The sequence below is a fragment of the Streptomyces sp. NBC_00448 genome (genome assembly GCF_036014115.1).
Lineage (GTDB): Bacteria > Actinomycetota > Actinomycetes > Streptomycetales > Streptomycetaceae > Actinacidiphila.
The window spans coordinates 294,676-307,146 of the sequence record NZ_CP107913.1 but is presented as its reverse complement, the minus strand read 5'-3'; the positions used below and the strand labels follow the sequence as shown (position 1 = coordinate 307,146).

The following is a 12,471-nucleotide window of genomic DNA, read 5'->3' as shown; positions in this document are numbered from 1 at the left end:
GAAGGTGAAGGCCGACAGTGGCGGTGGAACCAAGTCGGCGAGCCAGGCGTGAAGGGCTTCGACCGCGCCCCTGTCGAGAGGAGCCCGCACCATGGACGACACCGCACTTCTGGCGGAGCAGAGGGTCTACTACCGGGCCGGCGCGGCCGAGTACGACCGGCAGTACGCGACCTACGAAGCCCTGCGGGAGTTGCTGACGGTCGTCGACGAACTCCCGATCGCCGGGGACGTGTTGGAACTGGCCTGCGGGACGGGCCGGTGGACCCCGGGCCTTGCCGCGCGGGCCCGTTCGGTGACGGCCATCGACGCGTCAGCGGAAGTGCTGGCCCTGGCCCGGGCGCGCACCACCTCCTCCTCGGTCGAGTTCCTCCAGGCCGACCTGTTCACGTGGCGGCCGCCGCGACGCTACGACACGGTGTTCTTCGCCTTCTGGCTCTCCCATGTCCCGCCGGCGCGGCTGCCCGCCTTCTGGAACATCGTCGCCGCCGCACTCGCGCCCGGCGGCCGGACGGTCTTCGTCGATGACGGCCCCGCCACGGCGGCGTACGAGGACGTCCTGCCGGACCAGCCGACCCCGGCGGCGCTGCGCCGGCTCGACGACGGCAGCCAGTACCGCATCGTGAAGGTCTTCCACGATGCCCGGACCCTCACGGACGACCTCACCGCGCTGGGCTGGTCGGTCCAGGTCCGTACCCTCGACGGGAGCATCGTCGGCGTCGCGGAACCGCCGCGTGTTGACGACCGCGCGGCCGGCCGAGGTGACACGGGGGAGTGAGGCGGAGAAGGGGCGGGTGCGGCCAAGGCCGTACCGCGGTGGGACCGGCGCCTGACGCGGGGGCGCCGTTCGTCACGGTCAGAGGCCGGGATCGCCTGCCTCGTACAGGCGCATCACCGACGACCGGAACTGCTCCGCCGCGGCCGGCGCGTCCAGGCGGCCGGCGCGGATCTGCTGGTCGGCGGCGTGGCCGAGCGCGATCGTGGCGGCGACCAGCCAGCCGGTCTCCAGGCCGGTGGTGAACTCGCCGCCCTCGCGCCCACGGCGGATCAGCGCCTCCAGGCGCTGCTCGACCGGCAGGTGGCGCGAGGCGTCCGCGTCCGGATCGCCGCCCGGCCGGCCGAGCGCCGTCTGCTCGGCCAGGAGCGTCCCGACGGCGCCGAGGAACCGGCCGAGCGCCGCGGTGGCGGTGCCCTCTTCGAGGTCGGCGGCCTCCAGCACCGCGAACGCCCTGCGGCTCAACTCGTCGCGCACCGCCGCAAGGAGCGCCTCGCGCGTGCCGAAGTGCACGTACGTGGTCTGCCGCGTCACACCGGCCTCGGACGCGATCTCGGACATGCTCGCCTCGGGACGCTCGGCAAGCACCCGGATCGCCGCCGACACCACGGCGGCACGGTTGCGCCCGACTTCCACCCGCTGACGGCGGCGCCTTATCTCTGACACGGTTGACAACCCTAACAGCCCCGCCAAGGATGGCAGTCATGTCAGAGACAACCGAACGGGCGGCACGCCGCCTCCTGATCGACTACACCCGCGACATCGCCCTGTCCGACGAGGACCCCGCGCTGATCGTGGATCGCACCCTGACCGGCGACGCGGTCTGGGTCACCGACGGCACGGAGCTCACCCGCGAGCAGTTGATCGCGCACGCGGCACCGGCCCGCAAGAACGTCACCGCCACCGGGATGCGGATCGACGAACTCCTCGTCGACGGGCGGCGGTTCGCCGCACGCTGCCGCCTCAGCGCCGAACACCGCAAGCTCGGGACCGTGGTGATGGAGTGGATGCTGATCGGCGAGGTCGCCGACGACGGAAGGGTGCGGCGCATCCGTCAACTGGGCCGGCCGTCGGCGTAGCGCGGGGCCGGCCCCGAGGCGTGAGGAGGCGTGGGGCGGCTACGCATCCTGAGCGACGGTGAGCACGATCTTGCCCTGGATGTGTCCTCGCGCGGCGCGCTCGTGCGCGGCCCGCGCGTCCGCCAGCGGGAACGTGCTGTCGATCGCGACGCGGACCGTGCCCGCGTCCAGCAGGTCCCCCAGTTCGGCGAGTTGCGCGCCGTTCGAGCGGACCTGGGCGAGGGAGACCGCGACCCCCAGCTTCGCGGCCTCCTCGTCGTCGAAGTCCCCGGGGAACACGGGGAACTGGGCGCCGCCGCGCTTGAGCGTGCGCAGGAGGCGCCTGCTGTCGGGGCCGCCCACGGTGTCGAGGACGAGGTCGACGCCGTGCACGAGTTCCTCGGGGCGACTCCTGGTGTAGTCGATGAACCGGTCGGCGCCGAGTTCGGCCAGGAACGCCTCGTGAGCGCCGGAGGCCACCGCGATGACGTGGGCGCCCTTCCCCTTCGCCAGTTGCACCGCGAAGTGGCCCACGCCGCCGGCGGCGCCGTTGACGAGCACCGTCGTGCCGGGGCCGAGTGGGACCGGGCGATGCGGCACCGGCTGGAAGGGTGAGGGGCGGTCGTGGCCGAGTGCGATCAGGAACTGCCACGCGGTGAGTCCGGCCATCGGCGCCCCGGCGGCGTGCACGTGGTCGACGCCGGCCGGCTTGCGGGCCAGGTCCGAGGCGGGCGCGGCCACGTACTCGGCGTAGGCGCTGCCGTCGAAGCTGGGAAAGCGCAGCAGGCCGAAGACCTCGTCGCCGACGGCGAGGCGGTCCACGTCGGCGGCGACGGCCTCGACGACACCCGACACGTCCGTGCCCGGAACCACCGGCAGGCTGACCGTCGAATCCGGCTCCCCGGGGATCGTGGTCAGCCCGCCGCGCAGGTACCAGTCCGGCGGGTTGACGCCGGCCGCGTGCACGCGGACGAGCACCTCGCCCGGGCCCGGCACGGGAATCGGCACCTCGTCGTAGCGCAGTACCTCGGGGCCGCCGTGCTCGTGGAGCCGGACCGCCCTCATCGTGTGTGTCGGCATCGTTTTCTCCTGCTCGCGCTGCGGGCTACGCTGAATCGGATCGGCGATCCACATAAATGGACCGCTGATCCGAATATATGGACCACTGATCCGGATAGTCAAGGGGACAGATGCGGGCGGACGCCAGGAAGAACCGTGACCACGTGCTCGCCGTCGCGGGCACCGTCATCGCCGAGCAGGGCGTCGACGCCTCGCTGCGCGACATCGCGCGCAGGGCCGACGTGGGGCTCGCGACGCTGCTGCGGCACTTCCCGACCCGCGAGGCGCTGCTCGACGCCCTGCTCCGCACGAGTTTCGACGAACTGACGGCGAAGGCGGGCGCGTTCGAGACATCGAGCGCGCCCGAGGACGCCCTCGTCACATGGCTGAGCGACTGCGTCGTGTGGGCGACCGAGTACCGGGGCGTGACCGAGCTGATGGCGGCCGCCATCGAGGACGCCGAGTCCGCGCTCCACGCCTCCTGCGTCACCCTGCGCGCGGCCGGTGCGCGGCTCCTCACCCGTGCTCAGGCCGCGGGCACGGCGCGGAGCGACATCGACGGCGCCGACCTGTTCGCGCTGATCGCCATGCTCGCCTGGCTCGGCGACCAGCCCTCGCTCGCACCCCGCGCCGATCGCCTCTTCGACGTGGTCGCGGGGGCGATCCTGACGGATGGGCGCCTCGGCGATGCGACCGAGGGGGAACGCAGCGCCCGGGGCCGCGGCTGACCGCTTCACCCGCGGGTTCGGCCGCCCGCGACACGACGCCGGGTTCGCCGGGGGAGGGGCGGGCCGTCGGCCCGCAGGCCGGTCCGGGCGCCGGGCCGGGCTCAGGCGTGAGAAACGTCGAACCGGGCGCCGACGCGGCGATGTTCACGAGGGCGCCGCCGTTCGCCGCGAGGACGAGCCGGTGCCGGATCAGGCCGGCTGGGGACAGCCGGTATTACGGCACGTTCCAACCGAGCACGACCGGCAGCCCGTGCTCGTAACCCAGCGTGTTGATCGTGCCCGGATGCGGGTGCCCGAACTGCCGCCCGGCCGACGCGTCAAGCCTGAGCCAACGCGCGGTGAGGATGCGTGACAGGTGGCCGTGCGCGACGACGGCCACGTCGCCCTGGTCCAGCAGCGGCCGGACCCGGCCGAGGAAGGCATCGACCCGCACCGTCACCTGCCCGACGTCCTCGCCGCCGTCGACGCCGTCGCGCCACAGCTCCCAGCCGGGCTTGAGCTCCTGGATCTGCTCGGCGGTCAGCCCCTCGTAGCGGCCGTAGTCCCACTCGATCAGGTCGGTGTCGGGCTCCGCGCCCCTCAGTCCGGCCAGTTCGGCGGTCCGAACCGCGCGAGTCAGCGGGCTGGTGCGGACGGCGGCGAACTCCCGATCGGCCAACCGAGGCGCGAGCGCACGAGCCGAGTCCTCGCCCGCCTCGGTCAGCGGCAGGTCGGTGCGGCCGGCATGCTGCCCGGTCCGGCTCCACGCGGTCTCGCCGTGCCTGATCAATACCAACTGGCCCATGGCCGAGGACCGTATCTCACCTCGAAGACAGGGCGAACGTCGCCTGATGCGGCGTTGGCTGGTGCGAAGGCGGCACCGACGGCGTCCAGGTCGCCGAGCAGGGTGCCGGCGCCGAGCTGACCGGCCTCGCCGCCGCCGCTACGGTCACCCCGGCCACCGGCCCGATCGGCGGCCGACCGAGGAACGGCACCAGGGCTCTCCTCGGCGGCAGTTCGGCGTCACTCCCAGCCCGCGGGGCCCGAGCAGCGCGCCGGCCAGCGCCGGACCCGGCCCCTGCTGCCGGACGGCACGCCCTCGTCCAGCGCCTCGGTGAGGGCGAGCAGCGCGGCCCGGTCCTGCTCGGCCGCCGTGCCCGAGCCCGCGCCGCTCGTCACGTCCCGCAGCAGCACCACGCCGGACCCGCGTACCTCGCGGATGTCCAGCACGCGGAAGGTCGTGCCCGGCGCGAAGACGACCTCGTCCGCGGACTCCGCGGCGCCGCCGGTGCGCGGCTGGGCGCCACCGCGCTCCAGGCGGACCCGTCGCCCGTTCTCGGACCAGACGGCGTACCGGGTGGTCGCGGTGGGGCCGCGCAGGTTCGCGGTCAACGCGCTGACCGGGCCGGGAGCGCGCAGCAGCCCGCCGGGTACGGTCCGCTCGGGCGCCATCGCGTCACCGCTCCTGAACGCGGGGCCCCGATACGGCACCATGCGGCCCAGGCCCGACGCGAGGCACGCGGCGTAGGGCAGCACGCGCGGGTCGCCCGCGCGCAGGGCGGCGCCGAGCGCGAGGTGGCCGAGCGGGCCGTCCCCCGTGGTGAGGTACAGGTGGACGGCCAGCACGTCGACGGGATGCGGTGCCCACTTGCCCATCTCCTCGGTGGCCGCACGGCCCAGCATCCGCTCGACGGCCTCCTCCTGCCCGCGCCAGACCTCGTCCGGCACCAGAGCCCGGAACGCCTCGCGCTGGGCGGCGGAACTACGGTGGCCCAGGCCGAACGACGGTGTCAGCACCGGCCGTCGCACCACGGGCGGTACGGGCGCCGGCGGTGCGGGTTCTGACGGTACGGGTCCTGGCGGTATGGGCGCCGGGGGAGCCGTGCCGGCCGGCGGCCGCGGTGGTATGGGCCGGGGCGCCGTGGACGGCTCGACGGCCTTGCCGGGTACGGCACTTCGGGTGTCGGGCGCGGGTGTGGGCGCGGGGGCCGACACGAGTGCGGGTGCGGCCGGAGGCGGAGGCGCGCTCACTGGTGCCGGGGGCGGTGCCGGAACTGGAACCGGCACCGGCCCTGCCTGACCGGCGCCCGGCGGCCGGGGCGGCAAGGGACGGGCGGGCAGCCGCGGCCCGGGCCCCTGGCGGGACCCATCGGGCGCAGGGAGCGCGGGGACCGCCGGTGCCGCCGGGAGCGGGCGGGGCCGGGCCGGGGGAGCCGGGCGGCGCGCGGCAGGCTGGGGCGGCTTGGTCCGCAGCCGCTTGACGCCGTGCTCGGACAGCACCCGGCTCAACTCGCGCGCCTGCTCCGTGCCGCAGTCGCCGTAGAGGTGGAGCACCGCGCGTTCGCGTACCTCCGGGCTGAGCGCGGCCAGCAGCGTACGGAGGGCGGGCAGTGCGGAGGAGCCCAACGGGCGGCCAGGCGTGCCCAGTTCGATCGCGGGCGCGTCCGCGTCGACCGGGCGCTCGGCGAGTGCGATCGGCGTGCCGCTCACCCGGGTCACGCGCAGCCCGGCCCTGGTCACCGCGACCTGCCAGGACTCGGAGAGCCGCAGCACCCCGGTCCGCGCCGATCCGACGCCCCTGAGCGGGGGCTGCCAGCGCAGCAGCAGCGGCGGTACGGGCGGGCCGTCGAGCTGCGGGCGGCACACGACCGACTCCACGAAGGGGCGCCAGGCGGGGGTGCCGTCCCGTCCGATCAGTACGGTGCGCACCTGGTGCGTGTCGCCGTCGGGTGACAGGCCGTCGGTCATCAGTGGCGCGCCGGTCAGCACCTCCACCTCGATGCGGAACGTGTCCGCGGCCAGCTGTCCGGCTGCGAGCAGGTCGCTGTTGCCGCCCGGGGCGAGCCGGATCGCCGAGCGTATCGGCGGCGGCAGCGGCGTCAGGGCGCCGACCACGTCGTGCGGGGTCAGCTCGACCTCGTCGCCGGGCGCGCCCACCAGCACCACCGGCCGGTCCGGGCCGACCGGTACGGCGAACGCCAGGTCGCCGGGCAGCGGAGCGGGTGCGTCGAGCGGGCGCAGCGCCACGCCCGCCGGAATCCGGTGGATCGCGGTCTCCCCGGTCGTGGTCCCCGACAGCCGGTCCAGGTCAGCCTGCCACGACGGCGCGGGCAACTGCCGTCCCAGCGGCTCGGGTTCGCCCTCGGGGGCGAACCGCCACCAGCCGCGGTTCCGGCCGGCTCCGGCGCCGCTCCCGGTCTCCTCAGGGTCCTCCGGGCGCCGCGGCACGAACAGCGAGCCGCCCGGCACCAGCAGCGCCGCCCCGTCGGGCGCGACCACGCGGACACCCCACCGTTCGACGATCCTGCGTGCGACCGCCGGCCGGTCCGCGCGGGCGGTGGCGCCGTGCGACAGCACCAGCAGCACCTCGCGGAACGAGCCGGGCCGCTGCCCGTGGAGCACTTCCTCCAGGCCCGACCAGGCCCGTTCGCTCTCGGTGCCGACCACGACGGTGACCGTGGTGCCGTCCTGCGCGGCCATGGCGTAGCCGAGTTCGGCGATCGACATCGGGTCAGGCGCGGGCTCGCCCACCGTACGCACCACGTGGACGCCGTCGATCTCCTCGACGTGGATGGCGTCCGGGTCCACCGCGTCCACGGAGCCGGGCCCCGCGCCCGCCGCCCCGCCCACCGCCTCGGCACCCTCCGCGTCCCGCCGTCCGCCGTCCGCCCCACGGCGCGGACGCGTGCCGATCCACCGTCTCACCAACCGTCACCGCATCCTGCTCGCCGATATGTACCCATGAACGCGACCATCGCGTGATTCCGCACAATAACGCAGGTGTATGACTTCCCCTCGACACCGGTGTCACACCCGCCGCAGCCGTCCGAGATCCCCTACGGACAGGGTAGTTGCGACCGCCTCCCCGCCGGCCGCCCGACGAGGTGGCGTACCGCCGTGTGCGGGCCCTCGCCGAGCGGTACTTGGACGGCTTGACCGGGTGAACGGCTGCCGCGAGGGCACCGGTCACACGCGTGCGTGCCTCCTCAGACCTCCGCCGTGGGGGAGTCGAGGCCGTGGACACGGGTGCCCAGGGTGCGGCGGGAGACTTCCGCCTCCATTGCCGGGGCGAACGCGGCGCCGTGCGGGGTGTGTTGCGGCGGGGTGCGGAGGGCCGCGGCGCGTTCCGCGTCGGCCGTGAGGAGGTCCATGTTGATCGCGGCCGCGGCGCCGACTCCCGCGGCGGCGGCCGCCGGAACACCCGCGAGCAGGTCGCTGACGTTGCCCGCCGCCCAGATGCCCGCGACTCCGGTGAACCCGGAAGCGTCCACGGCGAGTTGCTCGCCCACACCCCGGTGATGGTCCCGCAGCGGCAGGTCCAGGCCGTCGAGGAACCCGGCGCGCGCGACGAAGGAGGGGGCGACCACCAGGTGGCGGACGGGCACGACCGCGCCGGACCCGAGCAGGACCCCGGCGAGGTGGTCCTGGTCGTCGATCCGCAGACCGGTCACCGGGCCGTCCACCACCGCGACGCCCAGGCCGGCCAGTTGTTCCCACTGCTGGTCAGTGAGTTCGGGGCCGCCGTTCGGGAACAGCGTGACGTCGTCGGACATCTGACGGAACATCAGTGCCTGGTGGAAGCTGCCCAGCACGCCGATCTTCGTGTCGCGGACCTCCCAGCCGTGGCAGTACACGCAGTGATGGACGTCACGCCCCCACCGCTTCGACAGCCCCGGCACGTCCGGGAGTTCGTCGACCAGGCCCGTGGCCACCAGCAAGCGCCGCGCGCGCACCTCCCGCGCGTCCTGCGTGATCACGCCGAAACCGTCGTCGCGCCGCTCGATCCGGCTGACGCGCCCCGCGACGACCCGGCCACCGTAGGAGGCGACCTCCGCGCGGCCGAGGCGCAGCAGTTCCAGCGGGGAGATCCCCTCACGCCCGAGCAGACCGTGCACCCCCACGTCCTCCGCCGGGGCGTTGCGCGGCTCGCCCGCGTCGATCACCAGCACCGACCGGCGCACCCTGGCCAGGTTCAACGCGGCCGACAGCCCGGCCGTCCCACCCCCGATCACCACGACGTCCCAGGTCGTCCCGTCCACACGCGCCATCTCTCGCTCGCTCATGCCCCCACCCTGCGCGCACCGCGGTCACATGAGCAAAGGGGTGTGCTGTTCCGGCAAAGCGGGATACCGGCCCGCCCTCGATGACGGCCAATCGCCGGCGCCCGTCCTCTGACCGGAAAGGCTCGCCGGGTTGGTGGTGCTGGGCGGTGGGATGGGCGGCGACGTCGTGCCTGCTCGTTCGGGGGTGCGGTGGTCGAACCTTGGCCACCCCAGCGAACCGATGCGTGCAGAGCGTCCGCCCCGGATTCGGGTCTCCCTCAGTCGGGTCGGTGACTCGGCCGCTCTCCGCTCACCACGTCCTCCCGGTACCGGGGAATCCCTCGCACCTATGTCCTGATCAGCGGTCTCCTGCCTGCTGCGAAGGCCACCAACTGTGCCACCAACTCCCGCTCCTCTTCCAAGGAGTTCGAACTGTCCTCACCGGACCACTGCCTCCACAACCCGCCTGGAGCGAGGAACGGTTGCGCGCAGCTGGTGCCGAGCACGCCGTCGAGATACAGGAGCGCCCCCATGGCCCGCCGCTGGCAGTGCGATTCGTCGTCCTCGTCCAGGGGACGGGGAACGAGAAGGGTCTGGTCCAGGTAGCTCCGCAGCAGTTCCGCATCCTGCTCTGTGCCGAGGCGGGCCAAAGCCGTGCAGTAGTCCCAGCCGTACCCGCACGCGGTACCGCTTTGCAGGTCCTGGGCGATTCGGTCGCGGAGGTCGGCGCGCCGTCCGACCGCGATGAGCCACGAGGCGGCCAACTGCTCGCGCCAGCCTCCCGTGTCCAGAAGCGACGTCAGATCTTGAGTGCCGGCCCTGCGCGCGGACCGGCGCAGCCGGTACTGGAAGAGCCGCTGCCGGGGTCGCGGCCAGCACAGCACCTCGCCGCGCAGGTGCAGATAACGACCGCCGTGGCCGACATAGCGCCGGATCAATCGATGCAGGTAGCGGTGCTCAGGGCTGCCAAACCTCCCGCGCAGGAAAGTCGCCGTGTAGTCCCGCAGACCGCCAAGGTCCACTCGGACCATCCACGCCGCCGCACGGAAACGCGACCTGTACCCCCCAATTGCCTTGACCACAAAGCCCCCTACCGCTTGCCGACCACCACGGTGCCCCACACCATCAAACAACGCCCATGGCAAACCATCGCGGGATGCCGCGCGGCCTCTCGCTGGGGCGGCCACCCGAGCATCGAGCAGGATGCCGCTGAACCAGGCACGTTCGGGGTCTCACATGGCGATCCCGGCGCCGCAGTGTCCGCAGCCGAACCGCATCCTGACTACGGGTGCAGCTTCTCGCGCTTCGCCAGCATCGCTACGTACTTTTCGATCCGGCGCGCCCGGGTCTCGGCCTTCTTGGCGTCATGAATCCGGTAGAGGACCGCGTAGCGGTTCTGCCGGTCCAGTGTCTCGAAGAACTCCGCCGCGGCCGGCTCGGCGGCCAGTGCCGCCCTGAGGTCGTCCGGCACCGTGGCGGTCCTCGCGCCGTCGTAGGCCGCTTCCCAGCGGCCGTCTGCCTTGGCGCGGTCGACCTCGGCCTGTCCCGGCGGACGCATCCGGCCCTGCTCGATCAGGGCGGCCACCTTGTCCCGGTTGGCCTTGGACCACTTGCTGCGCGGCTTGCGCGGGGTGAACCGCTGGAGCCACCACTGGTCGTCGAACTTCGCCTTCTGGCCGTCGATCCAGCCGTAGCAGAGGGCCACGTCGAGCGCCTGGGCGTAGTCCAGCGCGGCGACTCCGGGGCCCTTCTTGCGAAGCTTGAGCCAGATGCCGGGCGAGACGGCGTGGTTCTCGCCGAGCCATGCCTGGAACGCCTCGGCGGATTCGAATGCGACGATCTCCAAGTCCTGAGTCACCCCAGCAGCGAACCACACCCGGCCGATCATCGTGAGGCATTCGGCACGGCCTCGGATGCGGCATGCCGGCCCCACCGTCATCCAGGCCGCACGGGATCTGCATCGGTCCTGGCCGACCCTGACGGCAGCCTTCCGCACGCAGGCCCGCGTGGCGAGGCATTGACCGTCCTCGCCGCTGCCCTGGGTCACCCGGTGCAGCAGGTCCGGGCTCACGTCGACGTCCGCAACGGTCCGCCGGACATCACGAGTTCAAGCTCAGTGGGGGGCGCTCGCGGCCGATGTGTCCCGGGGGAGCGGGGCGGCTTCCCGTGTCGCGGGGGCACCGAAGCGGGCCAGGTAGTGCCACACCTTCTTCAGGTCCTGCGGGTCGTGGGTGCCGGTGGCGGCTGCCGCCGCGATGATCGCGGGGTCGAGTTGCCCGTCGACCGCGATCCGGGTGCCCAACTCCATAAATAGCGGCCCCCGGTAGTCGGGATGGCGCCGCAACTCCGCGACGGAGAGCCGGAATCCGGCGTGCCACTCCAGCGGACAGGGCAGCGCCCGGGCCTGCTCCTCGACCGCGGTGTTCCGGTAGCAGGCGTCGAGGACGAGGGCTTCGACGTCCCGCGCCAGCAGGACGGGACCGTGCACCTGGGCCTCGACGTAGTCGTCGAGCGCGTCCTTGTCGTCCGCCTCGGCCAGCGCGATGAGCGCCATGCGGCCCGCGACGCCGAAGTCGGAAGGCTCGCAGAAGCTGTCCGGGTAGCAGAACGTGGTCCGGGCGACGGCGCCCGGGGTCAGCCGGAAGTGCGCCGAGCCGAACCGCGGCGCTCCGCCGGTGGATCGGCGGCGGAAGTCGAGCGCCCCGTACACCGGCCGCTGCTCGGGCGGCGCGTCGTCGTACGCCCCGCCGAAGATCCGGCTCTCCCAGCGCCAGCGGTCGCCGCCCGGACGCGCGGTCAGGCCGCCGTTGCTGGTGCCGGTCACGAACTGGGAGCGGTACACGCCGTCGGCGGCCAGCCGGGCCAGGATCGGCAGGCCGTCGTACGCCCGGTCCGGGTGGAAGTTGAGCGTCACCCGCAGCCGGGGGTCGACCGGGCCGCCGGCCGAGCGCTCCTCGACGTGCCGCAGCGCCCGCTGCGCGGGAGTGGACGGCGGGTCGCTGATCGTCATCCCCGTAGTCTGCCGGGCCGGCCGCCGTACGCAAGGGAATTGCGGCGCCCACGGTGGGCAGCCCGGCCGCACGAACCCACCGGGGCCGCCCTTTCGTGCACCCAAACGGGGTGTCACCCGAATGGAGCCGGCCCCCAGCGGTCGCCCGCCCGCTCCCACGATCCCGCACTGAGCTGCGCGGATGCCGGACGCGCGCAGGTGACACGCGACGCGGAGCGCCCGGTCGGCGCACGCCCCCGGATGCGGCGCCGCACCGCCTGAACTTGTGTGACGGCTGTGAGCGAGCGACCACGAGCGGTGCGCAGCGGCGCCGCGTTCGAAGTCCTCTGGAGGAGACCCATGCGTGCGATCACCACCCTGCTCGGCGCCGCCGTCCTGGCCGCCGGCATCGCGCTGGCCGCGCCGGCCGCCCACGCCGCCCCCGCGCTGCCGCGGACCACCCCGGCGTGCGCGAAGGCGGTCGCCGCCGCGGACAAGGCGCAGTCGGACTACGACGCGGCGCTGGCGGACTACAAGAAGCAGGTCGCGGGCGGCGGCCACCCCGGCCAGGCCGAGCGGGACAACCTGTCCTCGCTGGAGAACAACGTCAACGTGACGGCCTCCTCCGCGGCCCGGGTGTGCCCGGACGCCAAGGTCCCCTCGGGTGCCGTGCACACCGGTGCCGGCAGCACCAGCGAAGGGGTCGACGGCACCGAGATCGCCGTAGGCGCCGGGCTGATCGTGGCGGTGGGCGCCGGTGCGCTGATGCTGCGCCGCCGTCGCGGCGGCAGCACCGCCTGACGGTCACCCGAGCGAGCGGACCGAGCGAGCGGACCAGACCAGG

12 protein-coding genes are annotated in these 12,471 nt (G+C 73.7%); 4 read left to right on the top strand and 8 right to left on the bottom strand.

The features are described from left to right. The first annotated feature begins 91 nt into the window (after window positions 1-91). Window positions 92-775, top strand: a complete 684-nt coding sequence (locus OG370_RS01430) for a class I SAM-dependent methyltransferase (protein ID WP_328459708.1) — start codon at window positions 92-94, stop codon at window positions 773-775. Between the two features lie 78 nt (window positions 776-853). On the opposite strand, the gene OG370_RS01425 is transcribed toward OG370_RS01430, so the two are convergent. Continuing rightward, window positions 854-1,438 carry a TetR/AcrR family transcriptional regulator gene (locus OG370_RS01425; RefSeq protein ID WP_328459706.1) on the bottom strand — a complete coding sequence of 195 codons (585 nt, stop codon included), beginning with the start codon at window positions 1,436-1,438 and terminating at the stop codon, window positions 854-856. 38 nt (window positions 1,439-1,476) lie between these two features. Here OG370_RS01425 and OG370_RS01420 point away from each other — a divergent pair, with 38 nt between their 5' ends. Further along, window positions 1,477-1,851, top strand: coding sequence for a nuclear transport factor 2 family protein (locus OG370_RS01420; RefSeq protein WP_328459704.1), 375 nt, complete (start codon window positions 1,477-1,479; stop codon window positions 1,849-1,851). Window positions 1,852-1,890: 39 nt separating this feature from the next. Here OG370_RS01420 and OG370_RS01415 read toward each other — a convergent pair whose 3' ends face one another. Next, window positions 1,891-2,910 carry an NADP-dependent oxidoreductase gene (locus OG370_RS01415; protein WP_328459702.1) on the bottom strand — a complete coding sequence of 340 codons (1,020 nt, stop codon included), beginning with the start codon at window positions 2,908-2,910 and terminating at the stop codon, window positions 1,891-1,893. Window positions 2,911-3,020: 110 nt separating this feature from the next. Between OG370_RS01415 and OG370_RS01410 the strand changes: the two genes are divergently transcribed. After that, window positions 3,021-3,617, top strand: coding sequence for a TetR/AcrR family transcriptional regulator (locus OG370_RS01410; protein ID WP_328459700.1), 597 nt, complete (start codon window positions 3,021-3,023; stop codon window positions 3,615-3,617). A 214-nt stretch (window positions 3,618-3,831) separates the two neighbouring features. On the opposite strand, the gene OG370_RS01405 is transcribed toward OG370_RS01410, so the two are convergent. The 6 genes from OG370_RS01405 to OG370_RS01380 form a co-directional block, all read right to left on the bottom strand. Next, the gene (locus tag OG370_RS01405; RefSeq protein WP_328459698.1) at window positions 3,832-4,401 is read right to left on the bottom strand and encodes a histidine phosphatase family protein; all 570 of its coding nucleotides are present in this window, start codon (window positions 4,399-4,401) and stop codon (window positions 3,832-3,834) included. Between the two features lie 218 nt (window positions 4,402-4,619). Next, window positions 4,620-7,226: a hypothetical protein gene (locus tag OG370_RS01400; protein WP_328459696.1), complete on the bottom strand. Its 2,607-nt coding sequence runs from the start codon at window positions 7,224-7,226 to the stop codon at window positions 4,620-4,622. 356 nt (window positions 7,227-7,582) lie between these two features. After that, window positions 7,583-8,659, bottom strand: coding sequence for an NAD(P)/FAD-dependent oxidoreductase (locus tag OG370_RS01395; protein WP_328459694.1), 1,077 nt, complete (start codon window positions 8,657-8,659; stop codon window positions 7,583-7,585). Window positions 8,660-8,985: 326 nt separating this feature from the next. Then, window positions 8,986-9,660, bottom strand: coding sequence for a DUF6000 family protein (locus OG370_RS01390; RefSeq protein ID WP_328459691.1), 675 nt, complete (start codon window positions 9,658-9,660; stop codon window positions 8,986-8,988). Between the two features lie 260 nt (window positions 9,661-9,920). Next, window positions 9,921-10,526 carry a YdeI/OmpD-associated family protein gene (locus tag OG370_RS01385; protein ID WP_328459689.1) on the bottom strand — a complete coding sequence of 202 codons (606 nt, stop codon included), beginning with the start codon at window positions 10,524-10,526 and terminating at the stop codon, window positions 9,921-9,923. A gap of 225 nt (window positions 10,527-10,751) precedes the next feature. Then, the gene (locus tag OG370_RS01380; protein WP_328459687.1) at window positions 10,752-11,648 is read right to left on the bottom strand and encodes a DUF3626 domain-containing protein; all 897 of its coding nucleotides are present in this window, start codon (window positions 11,646-11,648) and stop codon (window positions 10,752-10,754) included. A gap of 339 nt (window positions 11,649-11,987) precedes the next feature. On the opposite strand from OG370_RS01380, the gene OG370_RS01375 reads away from it, so the two are divergent. Then, on the top strand, window positions 11,988-12,428 hold the full coding sequence (locus OG370_RS01375; RefSeq protein ID WP_328459685.1) for a hypothetical protein: 441 nt from the start codon (window positions 11,988-11,990) through the stop codon (window positions 12,426-12,428). Window positions 12,429-12,471 lie beyond the last annotated feature (43 nt).